This is a genomic window from Streptomyces sp. NPDC059989, assembly GCF_042736975.1.
Classification (GTDB): Bacteria; Actinomycetota; Actinomycetes; order Streptomycetales; family Streptomycetaceae; genus Streptomyces.
The window spans coordinates 57,936-74,693 of sequence record NZ_JBHWUO010000024.1 but is presented as its reverse complement, the minus strand read 5'-3'; the positions used below and the strand labels follow the sequence as shown (position 1 = coordinate 74,693).

Below are 16,758 nucleotides of genomic sequence, written 5' to 3'. Positions count from 1 at the left end.
GCGGTACGGCGCGCGGTGACCGCCCGCAGGGCGTGACCGCGGCAGAACACGTATCCGCTGTGGTCAACGGGTGCGGCGGGAGCGGGTCAGAGCTCGCCCGCCCAGTGCAGTGCCGGTCAGCCCGAGCAGCAGGGCCACGTAGGCTCCGCCCAGCCCGTTGCCGGTGCCGAGTCCACCGTCGGCGGTGGCCGCGACCAGCCCGCCGAGAGCCATGGCGATCAGCCCCGCGACCACGGCCGCCGTGGCGCCGAACGATCCGTTGGCCATGCCGAGTCGACCGGCGGGTCGTCTCAGCGCGAGCACGGCGATGACCACGGCGGCCAGCCCCAGCAGCCCGCCGGTGGTGGCTCCGAGCCTTCCGAGGCTGAAGTCGGTGACACTGGCGGCGAGCGGCTGGACCGAGGCGTGCGCTGCCGCTGGTGTGGCAAGACCGAGCCCGGCGAGCAGGGCGGTCGCGGAGGCGGCGAACAGGCGACGAGCGGACATCAGGGTGCTCCTTCTCTTCCCACGAGTGGATGTGGTTCGAGCATGTCGGCCGAGCCGTGGCAGGTCGTCCGGCAGGCGCAGGCACTTCGCGCTACCACGGACGCGGCAGGTGCTGCGGAGCTACTGCGTGCGTGGTAGTCGGCCGCTCGTCCGCGAGCGGGATTCGCCCGTGGCACCCTCCGGCTACGGTGCGCGTATGAGCAAAGGACGGTTCCGCGTTCGGGCCGGTGTCAGAGACTGGCTGATCGCCGTAGGCGTGGCGGGGGCACTGCTGGTCACCGGGCTGTCCGGGCAGCACTCCGCCACGGGCCTCGGCCTGCTCGGCTACGTGCTGTTGGCGGTGGGCGGCCTGGCGCTGGCCGCGGGCCGGCGGGCTCCGGTTGCCGTCCTGGCCGTCACCGGGCTGTGCGCGGTGGGGTACCAGGCGGCGGGGTTCGATGTGGCTGCCGTCGCGTTCCTCTTCGCGGTGTACGCGGCCATGCGGGCGGGACACCGCATCGTCACGGTGGTGGTGAGCGTGGCCGTGCTGGCCGCGCTCCCCCTCGCGGCCCTCGCCTCGGGCCTGCACGACACGGGCGAGGCGTTCGCGCAGGCCCGGGGCGCCCTCCAAATCGCCTGGCTCATCGCCGCCGGCGCCGCCGGTGAAGCCCTCCGGCAGGCCGAGCAGCGGGCAGAGGAAGCCGAACGCACCCGGGAGGAGACCGCGCGGCGCCGCGCCGACGAGGAGCGGCTGCACATCGCGCGGGAGCTGCACGATTCGCTCACCCACCAGATCTCGGTGATCAAGGTGCAGTCCGAAGCCGCCGTCCATGTGGCCCGTAAGCGTGACGAACCGGTCCCGGAGGCCCTGCTGGCCATCCGGGAGGCCGGCCGGGAGGCGTCCCGGGAGCTCCGCGCCACCCTGGAGGCACTGCGCGACGACGACACCACCCCACCGCACGGCCTCGACCACATCCCCGAACTGGTGGAACGGGCAGGCAAGACCGGTGTGCGGGCCACACTGACGAGCCAGGGCCGGCAGCACGACGTACCGGCCGCGGTGGGCCGTACGCTCTACCGGATCGTCCAGGAGTCCCTCACCAACATCGCCCGTCACGCGGACGCCACCACGGCATCGGTGCACATCGACTACTACCCGGACGCCGTCGCCCTGCAGATCGACGACAACGGCAAGGCGACGCCGGACACCACCCCCGTGCCCGGCATCGGACTGCTCGGGATGCGCGAACGCGTCACCGCCCTCGGCGGTCGCCTCCGGGCAGCACCGCGTGACGAGGGCGGCTTCAGCGTCCGGGCCGAACTCCCCGTGGAGCGTGCCTCGTGATCCGTGTCCTCCTGGTCGACGACCAGCCGCTCATCCGCAGCGGATTCCGCGCGTTCCTCGACCTCGAAGACGACATCAAGGTCGTGGCCGAAGCCGCCAACGGCCAGGAAGGCCTGGAGCTCGCCCGAGAGCACCTGCCCGACATCGCACTCATCGACATCCAGATGCCGGTCCTCGACGGCATCGAGACGACCCGGCGCATCGCAGCCGACCCGGCACTGACAGGCGTCCACGTCGTCATCCTCACCAACTACGGCCTGGACGAATACGTCTTCGACGCCTTGTCCGCAGGCGCCGCCGGATTCCTCGTCAAGGACATCGTGCCGGAGGACTTCCTGCACGCCGTACGCGTCGCCGCGCGCGGCGACGCCCTCCTTGCCCCCTCGATCACCCGCAAGCTGATCAACCGGTACGTCAGCCGGCCGCTCCCCAGCACCACAGGGCCCGCGCTGGAAGAACTGACCAGCCGCGAACGTGAAGCCGTCGTACTGGTCGCGCAGGGCCTGTCCAATGACGAGATCGCGGACCGCATGGTGATCAGCCCACTGACCGCGAAAACCCACGTCAACCGGGCCATGACCAAGCTCCACGCCCGCGACCGCGCCCAGCTCGTGATCCTCGCCTACGAATCCGGCCTGGTAACCCCACGCAACTCCTGACATCCACTCAGCAACAGCGGTCACGGCTCTCGGCGTCGCCCCCGATCCGCGAGGCGCTTTCGTGCCGGGTGCGCCCGTGTGACGTGCCTATGGGGTCCGCAGGGTGGCGGTCAGTGTGAGGCTTCCGGGGAGCGCGGTGAACGCGTGGCGCATGTCGGTGGCCAGGTCATCGCGGGTGGGGGTGTCCGGTCGGGACGTCCATCTGTCGAGTGCGCAATGGAAGGCGGCCACCAGCATGTCGAGGGCGAGTTGCGGTCGCAGGTCGTCGGGGGCGGCGAAGTGGAACCGCCGGTGCAGGGTATCGAGCGCCGTACGGCTGGTCTCGCGGCAGAAGTGCAGGCCGTGCGCGTCCATGGACGGGGTCTCCCTGGCCAGCCGTTGGCTGAGCAGGACGCGGCGGGCCCAGCCCTCTTCGGCCATTCGCTCAACCGCGGCGTACAGGGCCTGCTGAAGCATCTCCGCCAGGAGGCGACCGTCAGGCTCGCGGGTTTCCAGTTCGTCGAGGAAGGCCCGCCACAAGTCCTGCGTCGGCGCCATGGCCACGTCTTCCTTGCTGGCGAAGTAGCGGAAGAACGTGCGCTTGGAGACGTCTACGGCATCGCAGAGCTCGTCGAGGGTCACGCCGCTGAAGCCCCGCGTGGTGAACAGCTCCAGGGCAGTGTCGATCAGCGCCTGTCGCGTGCGCAGCTTCTTGCGCTCGCGTAGCGGGAGCCGGTCGTTGCCGGTTGACGGAAGCTCAGCGGTCATGACCCCGATCGTACCCGAGGGGCAAGCGCCTCTTGCGCGCTTATGCCACTGAGTGGCATAACTGTGGTTCTTGATCCTTATCGAAGGGTGCACCCCCATGCGTGCTCTGCTCGTCGACCGTTCCACGCCCACCGGACTGCGCCTCGGCCAGGCGCCCGATCCCGTACCGGCTCCCCACCAGGCTCTGATCCGGGTGACGGCGACCTCCCTCAACTACGGCGAAGTGCGCTTCGGCCTGCAAGAAGCACCCGACGGCGCCGTCCTGGGCTGGGACGCGGCCGGGGTGGTGGAACGACCCGCCGCCGACGGGTCCGGCCCGGCGGCCGGCACCGCCGTCGTCACGCTCGGCATCGACGGCGCATGGGCCGAACTCCGCGCCGTGGACACCGACTGGATCGGCACGGTCCCGCCCGGAGCCGATCCAGGAGCCGTCAGCACGGTCCCCGTCGCGGGAACCAGTGCCCTGCGCGCTCTGCACCGCATTGGCCCGATCCTGGGCAGGCGCATCCTGGTCACCGGCGCCACGGGCGGCGCCGGCCGGTATGCCGTGCGGCTCGCCCGCCTCGGTGGAGCGCACGTCATCGCGTCCACCGCGGACCCCGACAGGCATGGCGACAGCCTGCGGGCGAACGGGGCGCACGAGGTGGTGACCGGGCCGCTCTCGGTCAAGGAGCCGGTGGACGGCGTCGTGGACCTGGTGGGCGGCCGGCAACTCGTCGACGCTTACGGCACGCTCGCTCAGGGAGGCACTCTGGTCGCGGTCGGGCACTCCGCGCACCAGGGCGAAGACTTCCCCTTCGGCGCCCTCTTCGGAGACCAGGGTCGGCACAACCGCTCGATCGTCTCGTTCTTCCTGCCCGCATGCACGGGTCTCGCGCCCGATCTGACCTGGCTCGCCCACCGCGTCGCCGCCGGCGAACTCGACCCGCAGATCTCATGGCGCGGCAGCTGGGACGGGGCCGCCGACGCCATTGACGCCCTTCTCCAGCGCCGACTCCACGGCAAGGCGGTCCTGGACATCGCCTGACACCACATCGGAACAGGCCCCTACGGTGGTTGCGTCCGGTTCATCGTGGACTGCCTGATGCTCCAGTTGCAGCTCGCGATGATCCGTGGGGCAGAGTAGGGGCATGTCTACGTACGAGACGATGTCGTTCCACCTTGAGACCGAGCGGCTGACACTGCGGCCGTGGGCGGAGTCGGACGCGGCCGAGTTCTGCGCCCTCCTCTCCGAACGCGGCAACGGGACGCCCACGGTTGAGCACATTCGGACGGCCATCGCGAAGCTGCTCGCCGCGACGGCGACAACGGGGATCGCCCTGCTGCCCATCCAACGCCGTGACGAAGGCGACTTCATCGGCTATTGCGGGTTGATCATCGGCCGCACCACCCTGGAGGAGCCCGAAATCGCGTATGAGCTGTTCCAGCACGCGCATGGGCGTGGCTACGCCACCGAGGCGGCCGGCGCGGTGCTCGATGCGGCCATAGCGACCGGGCGGAAACGGCTCTGGTCGACCGTCGGCACATGGAACACACCGTCGCTGCGCGTCCTTGAGAAGCTCGGGTTCGAGCGGGATCACGTTTCCACGGAGGACAGCGGTGAAGTGGCTTGGCTCACACGCGCGTTGCCGTGACGCGGGGTCGCGCCGCGGGACTTCACGCTCACGTGATCGAGTGCCGCTCAGGCAGACCAGGCCGCTTGACGGCGGTGGTGGCCGGCTCGGGATCGGGCTTGGTGGCTGCCTCGTCGGGGGTCGGTCCGACCGCGGACATGATGGCCTGCCAGGGGGCGGAGTCGAAGAGGAGCGCGATTGAGGTGATCCGGCCGTCGCGGAGCCGGAAGTGCTCGGCCGTGTGCTGCGTGATGCCGATGGCCGGGGCGGTGTGGACGTCGTAGACCAGGGTGGCCTCGGTGTCGCCGTACAGTTCGCTGATCAGCTCCACGCCGGTGACGATGCCCAGGAGCCCGTCCAGGCCGTCGAGGTGGCCGGTCGGGCTGTCGGAGGTGATGAACGGGCTGCGGAAGCTGAAGCCTTCGCCGATCTGGGCGGCGGCCGTAGTGACGTCTCCCCGGAAGCGGGCCTCGTGGTAGGTCCTGACGGCACGTTGGGTGGCTGTCTGGGCTGAGTCGGTGGTCATGCGGTGCTCCGTCGTTGTCGGTTCAGGAAGCCGGCGGCTGGTTCTGCCGGGCCGCGTTCAGGTACTGCTCGATGCGTTGCTGGTTCTCGACCATGCGCAGGCACAGGTCGCGGAACCGGGCGAGTTCGTCTTCGGTGAAGTTCTGGAAGACGGCGGACATGGCGCGTCGCGTCGGCTGCCGGAAGTTGTCCAGCCAGTCGAGGCCGGCTGGTGTGATCGTGGCTCGTACCGACCGGCGGTCGTGCTGGTCCTGGACCCGCTGCGCCAGTCCGTCACGCTCGAGCGTGTCGACCAGGCCGGTGACATTGCGGGAGCTCACCCCTGCCGCGCGGGCCAGTTCGCCGATGCTCAGCCCCTGGTCCGTGGCCGTACTCAGTCGTGCGAGGACATCGAGCGCCCCCGCGCTGAGCCCCCGTCCGCCCGCGCCGTGCGAACGCAGCCGGTCGACCGCTTGCGAGGCCGACCGGACGGCTGCGGCCGTCTCCAGCGCGAGGGTGCTGTCGCCTGCGGCGAATGCCTGCATGGAGTTCTCGCCTACGCAGCCACGCCGCCCCCAGCTATGCCGCGGTAAGCAGCGCGGCAGGGACGGTCAGTCGATCGGCCAGCCATGCTCTCTATGTGCAGCATCGGCTTCTTCTTCGCCAAGCCAGTCGAGACTGAACTGCTGCCCCCGTAGTCGAAAGATTCCGGCAGCCCAATCGGTAAGCTCCTCGTCGAGCTCCTCAGCCGAGACGATCCCGTCCTCGAAGGCGGGCAACTGCTGTGCTGGGCCGACACGAGACAGCGCCCACTCGGGAAGCTCTTGCGGATTCCCCCACCGCCTTCGCCAGAAGGGCCCTTCCCTCCACCACCAGGTGGTGACTCGAATCATGAGCACACCGATCTGTTCGTCCCCGTCCATGAGACGAGCAGCAGCGCGGCGGTACGGGTCAAGCCGGGCATCGGTCGGTGGCTCCGGCCACTCTCGTCTGAACACACCCTCATTCTGTCTGGCGCACTGCGCGCCACGGCGCCCCGCGGCCTACGGTCTTGCCGTTGGGAAAACGACAGCTCAGCCCTCGGGTGGATCCCAGGTGTGCGGCATGGAACTGTGGTGCTCCACCGGGTCTTCCGTGCCGAAGCGGGCCCAGAGCAGGAAGGCGCCAAGGCCCAGGGCGACCATGCCGCCCGGTATGAGCACGGCGAGAAGCCATTCGGGCATGCTGCCCCCATCCACCGCCGAGTCGGCAGCATGGTCTGCGGGGCCATGGCGTGACACCCGTCCAGGCGTAGGACGATCGTGGATGCCCGGGAGGTTCTCCGGCAAGCCGTCGATGTGCAGCGGGCGACGAACACGACGCCGCTGAACACCCCGCCCGGCTGCCTGCGACCGACCGCCGGGCGGACGTGGCTCAGACCAGCGCGTTCTTGTAGAAGATGCTGGAGCGGCGGTCGCCCTCCACGCCGGTGGCGAAGCCGATGAAGAGGCGGGCCTCGCCTGCGTCGGTGCGGTAGATCGCCAGGCCCTCGGGCTCGCGGTGGTGGAGGGTGGAGCCGGCCTTGGTGAGGACGGGGCCCTGCTTCGCCGTGCCCGTGTTGATGTCGATGCTGGTGACATAGGAGTTGCCGTCGCCGGTGGGGGTGCCGTCACCGGGGTACGCGTCGCCCGTCAGGTAGTACATGTACGAGCCGTAGAGGGTGTAGCCCTGCGGGGTTCCGGGGATCGTCGGCTGCTTGAAGTCGACCAGCGGCGAGCCGAAGCTGCGCGTCTCGAAGGCGGAGAGGGGGTACACGGCGATGCGCTTGCCGGCGCTGGTGTGGTAACGCACGATCATGCGCTCGTAGACGGGGTCGACGGAGCAGGTGTACTCGGTGGCCCCGGCGATCGGCCGGTAGGCGGCCGTGGCGGCCGGCGAGCCCAGGGTGGTGTTGGCGGTGTAACGGATGGGGGCGAGCGCGGTGCCGTACCCGGCGGTGTTCGCGTCGCACTCGATCCACAGCTCGGTGCCGGAACCGCTCGGCAGCGCGGCGAAGGCGACGCCGTGGCCGAAGCCGTTGAGGTGCATGTACGAGAGGTAGTTCCCGTCGAAGTCCATCTTGTTGATGCACAGGTCACCGTCGGACTCGGCGCTGCCGCTCCGCTTGGTTGCCACGAACAGGAACTTGTTCACCCAGTCGAAGGCGAAGCTCTGCTGGACCCGCGCACCGTGCGTGTCCTTGGACCGGAACAGGTCGTAGGACGGCTCCGTGAGATCGAACCGCTTGGTCGCGGTCACATCAGCCGAAGCGGTCTGCGCGCCGGCGGCAAGCCCGAGCGCGGCGAGCGAGGCCCCAACACCGGTGCGTATGAGGCCGCGACGGGAGAGGGGGAGGCCAGGGGTGCGGTTCATGGGGGGACTCCTGGGTCATGGGGGGAGGGCAGGGCCACGGCATGCTATCCGTCGCAGAGGTGGTCGGATGTACCGGGTCCCGGTGGGCAGTTGGGTGTCCCATGGCCCGGGGGCCAGGCGCGAAGGGGCGTCGTCCGGGGCCGCCCCGGTACGGGCTCCGCCCCCGAAGGCGGACGGTCCGACAGGGACGCCCGCGGTGCCGGACGCTGTTGCGCAAGCCTCATGCCGGGCGTGTGCCCTGCTCGCGCAGGGCCGCCTCCAGCCGGGTGATGTCCTCGGCATCCTTCCTGCGGCGAGGTCGTCCCGGAACCCAGACCGGCATCATTTGCTTGATCTCGATCTGGGCGCGGGGACTGATGATCTGGCACCGCAGTGGCCCGATACGCCCAGGAAGAGCATCGAGCATGCCCTCGGGCCACAGCTCACCGGCCCAGGGGCCGCCGGCGACCACAACGCGCCCGAGCCGGTCCTTGCCCAGCAAGGCGAAACTGCTCTCCAGGCCTTCCTTGCGGAAATCGAGCTGCTGGTCAGAAGGCGGCCCGGGCAGCGGCTCATAGCCGGATCGCAGCAGTGCGTCGGTCAGAGCGGAGGCGTCATCCGCCCAGGCGAACCAGTCGATGTCCTCGTGGTCACGTGTGGGCTCGCCGATGAAGAAGTCCATGGCCCATCCCCCGCGGAGCCACACCTCCACACCGAGGGCCTTCGCGATCTCCACCGTCTCGCCGATGAGCCGAAGCTGCCGAAGCTGCCGAAGCTGCCGAAGCTGCCGAAGCTGCTGAGCACTGTGTTCCCTGTCCACAGCCGTGCAGGCTACGCGGCAACCCCGACCGCCGCAGCTCGATTAGCGGCCCCCGTCTCTCATCATGTCCTGAGGGGCGGGCGCGGCGGGTGTCGGAGGCATAGTGCATGATCAGGAGCCTTTGCACCGTTCCCTGGGGGGATTTTGATGAGACGCTCCGTACCCGCGGCCCTGGCCGTCCTGCTCGCAGTCGGCGGCGCGGCCGGCTGCGGCGGGCCCGCCTCGGAGGCGGGCGCCGACGGCGCGACCACGCCGACCGGCGGCGCCGCGACGAGCAGCCCGGCGGCTCCGGTCAAGGCGGCCCCGCTCACCGAAGAGGAGGCGCGGAGCGTCGTCAAGGACCTCACCCTGAAGGTCGAGGCCGACAACTTCGACGCCGAGTACTGGAAGGGCATCACCGAGGGCCCGCTGCTGGAGCAGCAGCTCGCCGTCGTGGAGACCGGCAAGAAGTACGGCACCGAACGCGAGTCGAGGCCCGCCAACTCCCCGAAGACGGACCCCGCGGTGCACACGTGGACCACCGGCAAGGACGACGGCAGCGACCGGTGGATCCTCGGCGCCCACGAGGTCCAGGGCTACACCGTCGGCGACACCGACAAGGAGGCCGTGCTGCGCTGGTCGCTCTTCCACCAGCAGCGGGCGGGCGCACCCTGGCTCGCGGCCTTCGTCGCCCGCGCCCCCGAGACGACGGCCCTGCCCCAGGTCGCGGTCGGGCCCGACGGCCGGGCGGTCACCGGCGGGGACACGGCGGGACTCGCGGCCGACCCGGCGAAGGTCTGCGGGCAGTACGGCGACTACCCCGGTGACGTCGGCGTGAAGTGGAGCCAGGACATCGTCGAGGCGAAGGCCGCCTCGACGGCGGGCCTCTCGCGCATGCGCGAGGCCCTCGGCAAGGGCGGCAAGCTCGACTTCCGCATCGATGTCACCCGCATCCCGCACGGCCCCGTCTGGCGCACCACGGACGGCGGGGCGCTCGTGGCCTGCACCGCCGTGAGCAAGGTGTACTCGGAACTGGCGCCCGGAAGGTCGACCACCTTCAGCAGCAGCGGCTGGGCCGGTACGACGGGCATCCCGTGGGCCTCGTACACCCAGCGGATCATGGGCCTGACCGTGCTGAAGGTGCCTGCGGGCGCCTCGGGCGAGGTGTCCGTCGCGGCCGAGTCGAACCTGCCGTACTCCTTCGAGGGCACCAAGTTCACCGGCTGACGACCGCGCCGGGCCAGGCCGTCTGACGGACCTCCGGTCCGGACGTCGAGCCGCATGCCCTGCCGGAACACCGTCCCCGGCAGGGCATCGCTGATCGCCGGTGCTACCGCTTCGTGTAGTCCTCGCGGAGGGCGTCGAGGATGCGGGCGGCTTCCGGGAGGTCGGCCGCGCGGCAGCGGGCGGCGGCTGCCGTCAGGCGGGCCACCGCCTCCTTGAAGCGGGCGAGGCCGTTGCCCTCGATGAGGGCCGCGATCCGGACCGCTTCGGCGCGCGGTACCTCGCCCTGTTCCCCGCCTTCCTCGTGGGCGGCGACGGCGGCCTCCGCCTCGGCCAGGGCCTGCTCGAAGCGCTCGGCCTCCGCGAGGACCCGGGCGCGGCGGTAGTGCACGTTGCCGCGTTCGTACCAGACGGCGAAGTCCTCGGTGTCCTGCGGTACGGCGGCGAGGAGCGCGTCGGCCTGCGTCAGGTGGTCGAGGGCCGTGTCCAGGCCTTCGGGTCCCCTGGCCTGGAGGGTGAGCCGGGCGAACTCGCACATCATGTGGATGATCAGGGGCGGGTTCGGTGCCTCCGCGTGCGCGGCGACGGCGCGCTCGTACGCCGTCGCCGCCGCGTCCCACCGGTCGGCCATCGCCAGCGCGGTCGAGGCCTCCGCCGCCACCAGGGTGAGGACCTGGCGGTCGTCGTCGTCCTCCCACCCGGCGACGGCGTCCGCGAGCCGCAGGAACTCCTCGGCCGCGGGCAGGTACTCCCCCAGTTCCCGCAGTCCGCGCGCCAGGGTCAGGCGGGCCTGGGCGAGTGCCCGCTCGTCGCCCGAGGCTCCATGCTCACCGGCCAGGACGGATTCCAGGACGGCGACGGCGTCGGCCTGTCGGCCGCCCCGGGCCAGGACGTCGGCGAGCTGGAGCCGTACGTCGGTGGCCTCGTCGTGCGCGCCGTCCTGGTCGAACCGGGCGGCCGCCTCCGACAGGTGGCGCACCGCGCCGTTCAGGTCGTCGAGGCGTGAGGCCGCGTGCCCGAGGAGGGCGTACGACGGGGCCACCGCGAAGTCGGTGTCGTCGTACCGGGCCGCGTCGGCGAGCGCCCGGTGCAGGAGTTCCACCGCCTCGGCCGGCTCGCCCTTGCCGAGCATCAGCTGGGCGAGCAGGGCGCGCGGGCGCGAACCGCGCCAGGGCCGGCCGGAGGCGTCCACAGCCGTAAGAGTGGCCCGCAGGCCCTCCTCGGCGCGTTCGGAGTCACCGCTGCGGGCGGCCAGGTCCGCGGCGAACTGGAGCGCGTTGGCCACGTGGTGGGGCGCCGACAGGCGCTCCGCCTCCGCCCGCAGCGTGCCGGCGCGTTCCTCGAAGGACTCCGTGGCGGAGGCCGTGGGCTCCGGCAGGGTCCGCGCCGCCTCCTGGTAGGCGGCGTAGGTGGCCGCGTACAGCACGGTGAGGTACTCCAGCTCGACCTCCGACGGCTCCTCGGGGGCGTCAGCCGAGCCGGTGGCGGGCGTCAAGGGGGCTTCGGTCTTGAGGAGTTCGGCCTCGGCCAGAACGGCGTCGAGGGCGGTGCGGCTCGCCTCGTGGTCGGCGTCGTCGGAGGCGCTGAGCCAGGCCAGGCTGCGGGCGCGTGCGGAGAGCGCGTGCCAGGGCATGCCCAGTCCCGCGTACAGCTCGGCGGCCCGCTCCAGCTCGGCGGTGCTCTCCGCGTCGCGGTCCTCCCTGGACAGCCGGTAGGCACGCTGCTCGGCGAGTTCGGCCCGCAGCAGTTCCTCCGGGCCGAGCTCGTCGTCGTACGCGGTGCTGCCGTCGGCGAGGCGTTCCTCGATGCGGGCCCAGAGCCGGTTCTCCCCGGGATGCCCCGCGCGGGCCAGGCGGCGTGCCTCGCGCACCAGGGCGGCGAAGTCCTGGGGGACGTCGGTTCCCGCGGAGGAGGCGGGGGCGGCGGTTGCCGTGGCGTTCGCCGCGGCGGGACGGGTGAGGGACGTACGCAGGCCGAGCGGCAGCGGCTCGGCGAGCAGCGGGCGCTGCGCGAGGCGCCCCCGGCGCGCGTCCCCCACGGCGGTGGTGGCGTTGCGCGCGTCGAAGGCGGTGATGAGCCGGTCCGCTTCGGCGCGGACGTGGGCGAGGAGTTCGCCGGCGGTCCAGTTGCGTCCGGGCGGGCCGGCGACGGCCGTGTCGGTGTGTCCGTCCTCGGCGAGGCGGGCGAGCAGCACTTCGGCGCCGGTGAGGAAGCCGAGGCGGGCCAGGGGTGCGCCCGTCGCCTCGAACAGCGGGCGGTTCTCCGCGAGGATCTCCAGCCCCCGCCCCTCGTTGCGGGAGAGGGCACAGAACTCGAGGTGGAAGCCGACCTCGTCCTGCATGCCGGTATTGCCCCGGACCCGGCGGTAGCCGGTGAGGTGGTGGGAGCGGGCCTCGTCGGTGCGGCCGGCCCGCAGCAGCGGCAGGAGGGCGCGCGCCTGGCTCATCTGCGGTTCCTCGGTGCAGCTCATGCCCCCGTCGAGGACCGGCTGCCAGATGTCCAGCGCTCCGGCGTCGTCGCCCGAGGTCACCCGGTGCTCGGCGAGGTGCCGGGTCTCGCAGGCCTCGCAGTCGCTCAGCTCGGTACGGGGGCGGGTGGCCCAGAGGTCGTAGGCGTCGGCGATGCCTTCGCCCGTGTGGTGCGCGACGTGGTAGCGCATCGCCGCGACGGGCTGCATGCCGTGGTCGGCGTCCGCGTAGCGGGTGCGCATCTGCTCGATCCACCCCTGGATGGTGGCCAGGGGCATCTCGGGCACCTGGAGCAGGGAGGTCGTCACCCACTTGAAGCGCCAGAAGACCTGGTGGGCCTCCCACTGGCTGAAGGCTTCGGGGGCGGTGTCCCAGAGCTTGAGCAGCCGGGCGAGCACGACGGGCGACTTGCGGTGCTCGCCGGTGAACTCGTACGCCTCCATCAGTTCCAGCAGGGCGGTGACGAGGACGTCGGGCTTGTCGAAGGGTTCGGCCGCCTCGACTATCTCCTCGGCGGTGATGGTGCGCGGCAGGCCGTGGGGGCGGTCGTTGTTCTCGCGGAGCGCTTCGACGACGGCCTCGGGGGTGTCCAGCATCTACAGTTCCTTCCGGGGCTCGGAGCCGGGTGCCGCCGTACCGGTGTGCATGGCGTGGGTGAGCAGGCCGATGAAGGCCCGGTTGAGCAGGGCGCTCTCGCTCGCGCGCAGGGGTCGGCGGCTGAGGAGCAGGGCCTGGCCGTAGAGGGCCTCGGCGGTCGTGACGGCCAGTCCGCGCTCGGTGATGGTGCTCGCCTGGCGGACCAGCGGGTTGAGGTGGTTCAGGACGAGCTGGGCCCGCGGGGTCTCGTGGCGCAGCGAGCCGAGGATGTCGGCCCACAGGCCGTCGCTGTCGGCGGCGAGGTTCGACCTGGTCCGCTCGTGGCGCGCGTCCCGGTTGTCGAGGAGCAGGGCGGGGGCGGTGACGGGCTGGAAGTCGCGCAGGACGACGTCGCAGTCGTGGACGCCGATGGTCTCGCGGGCGACGGCGAGGAAGGCCGCCGCGCGCAGTTCGGCGGACGGGTCGACGGCGTCGAGGTGGGCGGTGACGGTGGCCGGGTCGAGGTCGGTGACGGCCGTGCCGGGGCGGATCTCCGGCAGCCGGTGCACCAGGTCGCGGTCGTAGGTGTAGCCGCCGTTGACGACGCCCAGTCCGGCGGCCGAGGCGATGGGCGCGACCTGGCGGAACTCCTCGACGCTACGGGTGACCAGCAGGGTCGGGTGCGTCCGCGCGAACTCCTCCAGCGTGACGTTGCCGTCGGTGGTCTCGAACGGCAGCCACGGCAGCACGATGCGCAGCAGCTCGTCGTCGTAGCGGGCGAGCGCCTTGACGGCCAGGTGGTGCGTGTCGATGAAGCGGTGCAGCAGGGAGGGGTCGCTGGCGGCGAGCCCGGTGAGCCAGTCGCGGATCCGGTCGCCGAGGGCGTCCCGTACGGCGGACAGGGTGCCGTCCTCGTACAGGGCCTCGCGGGAGGCGGTGGGTCGCAGGCTGGTGGTGTCGACGACGCAGCGTACGAAGAACGCCCACTCCGGGAGCAGTTCGGGCGCCTGGTCCGTGAGGAGCATGCCCTTGAGGTGCACGCGGTGGCCGGCGCGCTGGGCCGGGCTCATGGCCGTGGGCAGGACGTAGGCGACGCCGCGCAGCCCGGCGGCCGGCAGGTCGAGCTCGATGGTGTCGAGGGGGGTGAAGTCGAAGAGGCTGCGGCAGTAGGCGGTCATCGCCTCGCGGCGGGCCAGCGGGGAGCGGTGGTTCCCTTCCCACGGGGGTGTTTCGTTGATCTGGTGGGTCTCGCCGTGCGGTCCGACGACGGTGACCTCGTGGCGCAGCAGTCCGCCGTAGTGCCGGGCCAGGGAGACGACCTGCTGCGGGCTGGTCCACTCGGCGTTGTCGGCGCGCGGGGTGAGGCGGACGGTGGTGCCCGGCTCGGGCACGGCCGAGGCGGGCAGGGTGCGGATGGTGTAGCGGCCGTCGGAGTGGCCGCGCCATTCGACGGCGGGCGCCGAGGGGTCGGCGGCGGACCGGCTGACCACGGTGATCTCGTCGGCGACGACGAAGCAGGCGAGCAGTCCGATGCCGAACTGGCCGATGAAGTCGCCGCGGGCGGCGTCGAGGCCGGCGCCGTCCAGGACGCCGTCGGGGGTCCGCTTGGAGCTGCGGCCGATGGTGGCGAGGAAGCGGTGGACGTCGGCCTCGGTCAGTCCGATGCCGGTGTCCGTGACGGTGAGGGTGTCGCCGGTGCGCACCGTGATGCTGGCGGGCGCGCCGGGGGCGACGGCCTGCCGGGCGGTGATGGCGTCCACGGCGTTCTGCAGCAGCTCGCGCAGGTAGACGCGGGGGCTGGAGTAGAGGTGGTGGGAGAGCAGGTCGACCAGGCCGCGCAGGTCGACCTGGAAGGTGTGGGCTGTCTCTGAGTTGGGCACCTGGCGGAGTCTTTCGGTGGGCGCCGTGCGCCGCGGGCGGCGTGGGCGGACGGAAGGGGTGCGCGGAGGGGCGGAGCGGTGGAGGTGGCGGGCTGCCGGGAGGGCGCGGAGCGACGGCCGTCAGGGCCGGGGCACTCGCTGCGGGGCGGGGTGGCGGGCCGGGGTGGCGGGCCGGGGTGGCGGGCCGGGGTGGCGGGCCGGGACGAGGGGCGACGGGGTGGCGGGCCGGTGGCCGGCGGGGCCTTCGCCGCTCCCGCGGCTCGCCGCCCCGTCGCCCCTCGTCCCCGTTGTCCCCGTCGCCCCGTTGTCCCGTCGCCCCGTCGTCCCCGTGTCTCAGCGTCCGATCGAGGAGCGCTGCTCGCGGTAGGCCGCGGCCGGGTTGGAGCCGTTCAGGTAGTACCAGGGGAACTCGGTGACGCGGCCGTCGGTGATGCGGAAGCACTCCCGCGCGGCGTCACGGTCCCCGGCCAGCGAGAAGGCCATCGCGAAGGTGTTGAGGACCTGGACCCACCCTCCGCCGCGAACGAAGTCCGGGTGACGGAACGAGTGGTCGGCGGCCTCTCGCAGGGACACCGTGACCTCGGGCCGGCGCATGTAGGCGGCGTCCGGTCCGGCGTCGAGGGAGAGCCAGTGTTCGAGGTGGGCGATGGCGACGAGCTGGCCCAGCTGCGTTCCCGCGGGGGCGCCGAACGCGGACGCGCGGGCGAAGGCGTGCATCTCCTCGTGCGAACCGCTCCACTTCTCGCAGACCTGCTGCAGCTGCTGCTGGTGTGCTCCCAGGTGGTACGGGTCGCGGCGCACCGTCGCCTCGAAGCGGCGTCGCGCGGTCGTCTGACCGACCTGGAGGCCGCGGCCGGTGATCTGGAGGCCGTACCAGGGCGAGGTCCACTGGGGCTCGCGCTCGGCGACCTCGTACAGGTACTGCTCGGCGGTACGCAGCCGCGCGTGGAAGACCTCGAACTGCTCGCGCGAGACGTCCTTGGCCCGGGCCCCGGTCCGCGCCTCCCAGCCCCAGCTGATGTGGCGGATCCCCGCCACGAGCCGCGGCAGGGCGGCGTCGGGATCCGCTTCGAGGACTCCGGCGATCCACCGCTCCACCCCCGCGGTGTCGCCGACGGCCCACAGCAGCTCGGTCCGGTCGTCGCTCTCGGGACGCGCTTCGAGCACCTCGCGTACGGCGTCCCAGTCCGCTGCCGCGGCGGCATCGCGCACGCGCCGCACGGCGGGATCGCCCGAGTCCTCCTGGACCCGCGCGACGGGTCTACCCGCCCATTTCCCCAGCGTGAGTCCCCATTGACGGAGCAATGTCATGCCCCCCACCCCTTGATACGTTCGAACGGGGAGAGCGTTGATCACCTCCCGTGAGGGTAGTGACTATCACGCCGCACCGATATTCGCACACCCGTTTCCCGAGGCCCGCCTCACGTCGGCCGTCGGTTGCCGCGGTGGCGGGGCGAGCGAGCCGAGCACATCGGCCCGGCCGGGCCCGCCCCGCCCCTGCGGTCGGGTGTCGTGCGCGCCGTTCCACGGTGCCGAGTCCGCGGCCGTCCGTAGCGCTTGCCCGGTGTGGGCGGTCAGCAGCCGCCGCAGTTGTAGTAGAGGACGTCCCAGTGGTTGCCCTCGTCGGCGTAGATGTTCCCCGAGCCCGACTTCCACTGGGGTGCGCCGTCGCCGCGCAGACCGATGTAGGTGAAGGTGCCCTTGATGTAGTTGGTGACGCAGGTGCCCTTGGCGTAGTCGAGCTTGTAGCCGTTCCAGTGCGAATAGGTGCCGGAAGCGTGGCCCGTCTCGGTGCCGCCGGTGATGTTCAGGGCGCAGCCGGTGGCGCGCTTGAGCGTCTGGGCGCCTTGAGCGGTGGCGAGGTTGAGTTGTTCGAATGACGTACAGGTGGGGTTGTTCCGGTCGGAGCAGTTGCCCGACGAGGACCACGTGATGCCGACCTGGCGGAACATCGAGGTGGCGGTGGCGTGGCTGATCTTGCCGGCGGCGTGGGCGTCGGTCGTCGTGACCAGGACTCCGAAGCCGGGTGCGAAGAGTGCGCCGAGGACGAGTAAGAGAGTGGTGAGGACGGAACGGGTCTTCACGGAAGTGCCTCCTGCCGGTGACCG

Annotated in this window: 17 protein-coding genes; 5 read left to right on the top strand and 12 right to left on the bottom strand. The window is 71.6% G+C overall.

Annotated elements, in window-relative coordinates; translation table 11 throughout:
- Positions 1-63: 63 nt before the first annotated feature.
- Entirely contained in the window at positions 64-486 is a 423-nt protein-coding gene (locus tag ACFWBN_RS22350; protein WP_385178641.1) for a DUF6223 family protein, read from the bottom strand.
- A gap of 196 nt (positions 487-682) precedes the next feature.
- Here ACFWBN_RS22350 and ACFWBN_RS22345 point away from each other — a divergent pair, with 196 nt between their 5' ends.
- Together ACFWBN_RS22345 and ACFWBN_RS22340 are read left to right on the top strand one after the other, a co-directional pair.
- Positions 683-1,810: a sensor histidine kinase gene (locus tag ACFWBN_RS22345; protein WP_385178640.1), complete on the top strand. Its 1,128-nt coding sequence runs from the start codon at positions 683-685 to the stop codon at positions 1,808-1,810.
- The gene (locus tag ACFWBN_RS22340; RefSeq protein ID WP_385178639.1) at positions 1,807-2,469 is read left to right on the top strand and encodes a response regulator; all 663 of its coding nucleotides are present in this window, start codon (positions 1,807-1,809) and stop codon (positions 2,467-2,469) included. The genes ACFWBN_RS22345 and ACFWBN_RS22340 overlap by 4 nt, the downstream gene beginning before the upstream one ends.
- An 87-nt stretch (positions 2,470-2,556) precedes the next feature.
- Here the strand turns inward: ACFWBN_RS22340 and ACFWBN_RS22335 are convergent, their stop codons facing one another.
- Complete coding sequence (locus tag ACFWBN_RS22335) at positions 2,557-3,216, bottom strand: TetR/AcrR family transcriptional regulator (protein WP_385178638.1); 660 nt, start codon at positions 3,214-3,216, stop codon at positions 2,557-2,559.
- Between the two features lie 97 nt (positions 3,217-3,313).
- On the opposite strand from ACFWBN_RS22335, the gene ACFWBN_RS22330 reads away from it, so the two are divergent.
- Both ACFWBN_RS22330 and ACFWBN_RS22325 read left to right on the top strand, forming a co-directional pair.
- Positions 3,314-4,243 carry a zinc-binding dehydrogenase gene (locus tag ACFWBN_RS22330; RefSeq protein WP_385178637.1) on the top strand — a complete coding sequence of 310 codons (930 nt, stop codon included), beginning with the start codon at positions 3,314-3,316 and terminating at the stop codon, positions 4,241-4,243.
- A 103-nt stretch (positions 4,244-4,346) separates the two neighbouring features.
- Entirely contained in the window at positions 4,347-4,850 is a 504-nt protein-coding gene (locus tag ACFWBN_RS22325; RefSeq protein WP_385178636.1) for a GNAT family N-acetyltransferase, read from the top strand.
- 28 nt (positions 4,851-4,878) lie between these two features.
- On the opposite strand, the gene ACFWBN_RS22320 is transcribed toward ACFWBN_RS22325, so the two are convergent.
- The 6 genes from ACFWBN_RS22320 to ACFWBN_RS22295 form a co-directional block, all read right to left on the bottom strand.
- Positions 4,879-5,355 (bottom strand): hypothetical protein, encoded by a 477-nt coding sequence (locus tag ACFWBN_RS22320; protein ID WP_385178635.1) that lies wholly within the window; start codon positions 5,353-5,355, stop codon positions 4,879-4,881.
- Between the two features lie 22 nt (positions 5,356-5,377).
- Positions 5,378-5,878: a MarR family winged helix-turn-helix transcriptional regulator gene (locus ACFWBN_RS22315; RefSeq protein ID WP_385178634.1), complete on the bottom strand. Its 501-nt coding sequence runs from the start codon at positions 5,876-5,878 to the stop codon at positions 5,378-5,380.
- Positions 5,879-5,944: 66 nt separating this feature from the next.
- The gene (locus tag ACFWBN_RS22310; protein ID WP_385178633.1) at positions 5,945-6,331 is read right to left on the bottom strand and encodes a hypothetical protein; all 387 of its coding nucleotides are present in this window, start codon (positions 6,329-6,331) and stop codon (positions 5,945-5,947) included.
- A 75-nt stretch (positions 6,332-6,406) separates the two neighbouring features.
- Positions 6,407-6,556, bottom strand: coding sequence for a hypothetical protein (locus ACFWBN_RS22305; protein WP_385178632.1), 150 nt, complete (start codon positions 6,554-6,556; stop codon positions 6,407-6,409).
- 190 nt (positions 6,557-6,746) lie between these two features.
- Complete coding sequence (locus tag ACFWBN_RS22300; protein WP_385178631.1) at positions 6,747-7,724, bottom strand: teichoic acid biosynthesis protein C; 978 nt, start codon at positions 7,722-7,724, stop codon at positions 6,747-6,749.
- A 220-nt stretch (positions 7,725-7,944) separates the two neighbouring features.
- Entirely contained in the window at positions 7,945-8,523 is a 579-nt protein-coding gene (locus tag ACFWBN_RS22295; RefSeq protein WP_385178630.1) for a nucleotidyltransferase domain-containing protein, read from the bottom strand.
- 147 nt (positions 8,524-8,670) lie between these two features.
- Between ACFWBN_RS22295 and ACFWBN_RS22290 the strand changes: the two genes are divergently transcribed.
- Complete coding sequence (locus ACFWBN_RS22290) at positions 8,671-9,729, top strand: hypothetical protein (protein ID WP_385178629.1); 1,059 nt, start codon at positions 8,671-8,673, stop codon at positions 9,727-9,729.
- Between the two features lie 103 nt (positions 9,730-9,832).
- On the opposite strand, the gene ACFWBN_RS22285 is transcribed toward ACFWBN_RS22290, so the two are convergent.
- From ACFWBN_RS22285 to ACFWBN_RS22270, 4 genes are all read right to left on the bottom strand, one after another.
- Complete coding sequence (locus ACFWBN_RS22285; protein ID WP_385178628.1) at positions 9,833-12,790, bottom strand: hypothetical protein; 2,958 nt, start codon at positions 12,788-12,790, stop codon at positions 9,833-9,835.
- The gene (locus ACFWBN_RS22280) at positions 12,791-14,650 is read right to left on the bottom strand and encodes an HSP90 family protein (protein ID WP_385178627.1); all 1,860 of its coding nucleotides are present in this window, start codon (positions 14,648-14,650) and stop codon (positions 12,791-12,793) included.
- 333 nt (positions 14,651-14,983) lie between these two features.
- Complete coding sequence (locus tag ACFWBN_RS22275) at positions 14,984-15,862, bottom strand: hypothetical protein (RefSeq protein WP_385178626.1); 879 nt, start codon at positions 15,860-15,862, stop codon at positions 14,984-14,986.
- A gap of 362 nt (positions 15,863-16,224) precedes the next feature.
- Positions 16,225-16,734: a hypothetical protein gene (locus tag ACFWBN_RS22270; protein ID WP_385178625.1), complete on the bottom strand. Its 510-nt coding sequence runs from the start codon at positions 16,732-16,734 to the stop codon at positions 16,225-16,227.
- Positions 16,735-16,758 lie beyond the last annotated feature (24 nt).

Excerpts from the sequence above, each read along its gene's own strand:
- ACFWBN_RS22350 (WP_385178641.1), bottom strand. The coding sequence starts at position 486 with ATGTCCGCTCGTCGCCTGTTCGCCGCCTCCGCGACCGCCCTGCTCGCC.
- ACFWBN_RS22345 (WP_385178640.1), top strand. The coding sequence starts at position 683 with ATGAGCAAAGGACGGTTCCGCGTTCGGGCCGGTGTCAGAGACTGGCTG.
- ACFWBN_RS22335 (WP_385178638.1), bottom strand. The coding sequence starts at position 3,216 with ATGACCGCTGAGCTTCCGTCAACCGGCAACGACCGGCTCCCGCTACGC.
- ACFWBN_RS22330 (WP_385178637.1), top strand. The coding sequence starts at position 3,314 with ATGCGTGCTCTGCTCGTCGACCGTTCCACGCCCACCGGACTGCGCCTC.
- ACFWBN_RS22325 (WP_385178636.1), top strand. The coding sequence starts at position 4,347 with ATGTCTACGTACGAGACGATGTCGTTCCACCTTGAGACCGAGCGGCTG.
- ACFWBN_RS22320 (WP_385178635.1), bottom strand. The coding sequence starts at position 5,355 with ATGACCACCGACTCAGCCCAGACAGCCACCCAACGTGCCGTCAGGACC.
- ACFWBN_RS22315 (WP_385178634.1), bottom strand. The coding sequence starts at position 5,878 with ATGCAGGCATTCGCCGCAGGCGACAGCACCCTCGCGCTGGAGACGGCC.
- ACFWBN_RS22305 (WP_385178632.1), bottom strand. The coding sequence starts at position 6,556 with ATGCCCGAATGGCTTCTCGCCGTGCTCATACCGGGCGGCATGGTCGCC.
- ACFWBN_RS22300 (WP_385178631.1), bottom strand. The coding sequence starts at position 7,724 with ATGAACCGCACCCCTGGCCTCCCCCTCTCCCGTCGCGGCCTCATACGC.
- ACFWBN_RS22290 (WP_385178629.1), top strand. The coding sequence starts at position 8,671 with ATGAGACGCTCCGTACCCGCGGCCCTGGCCGTCCTGCTCGCAGTCGGC.
- ACFWBN_RS22285 (WP_385178628.1), bottom strand. The coding sequence starts at position 12,790 with ATGCTGGACACCCCCGAGGCCGTCGTCGAAGCGCTCCGCGAGAACAAC.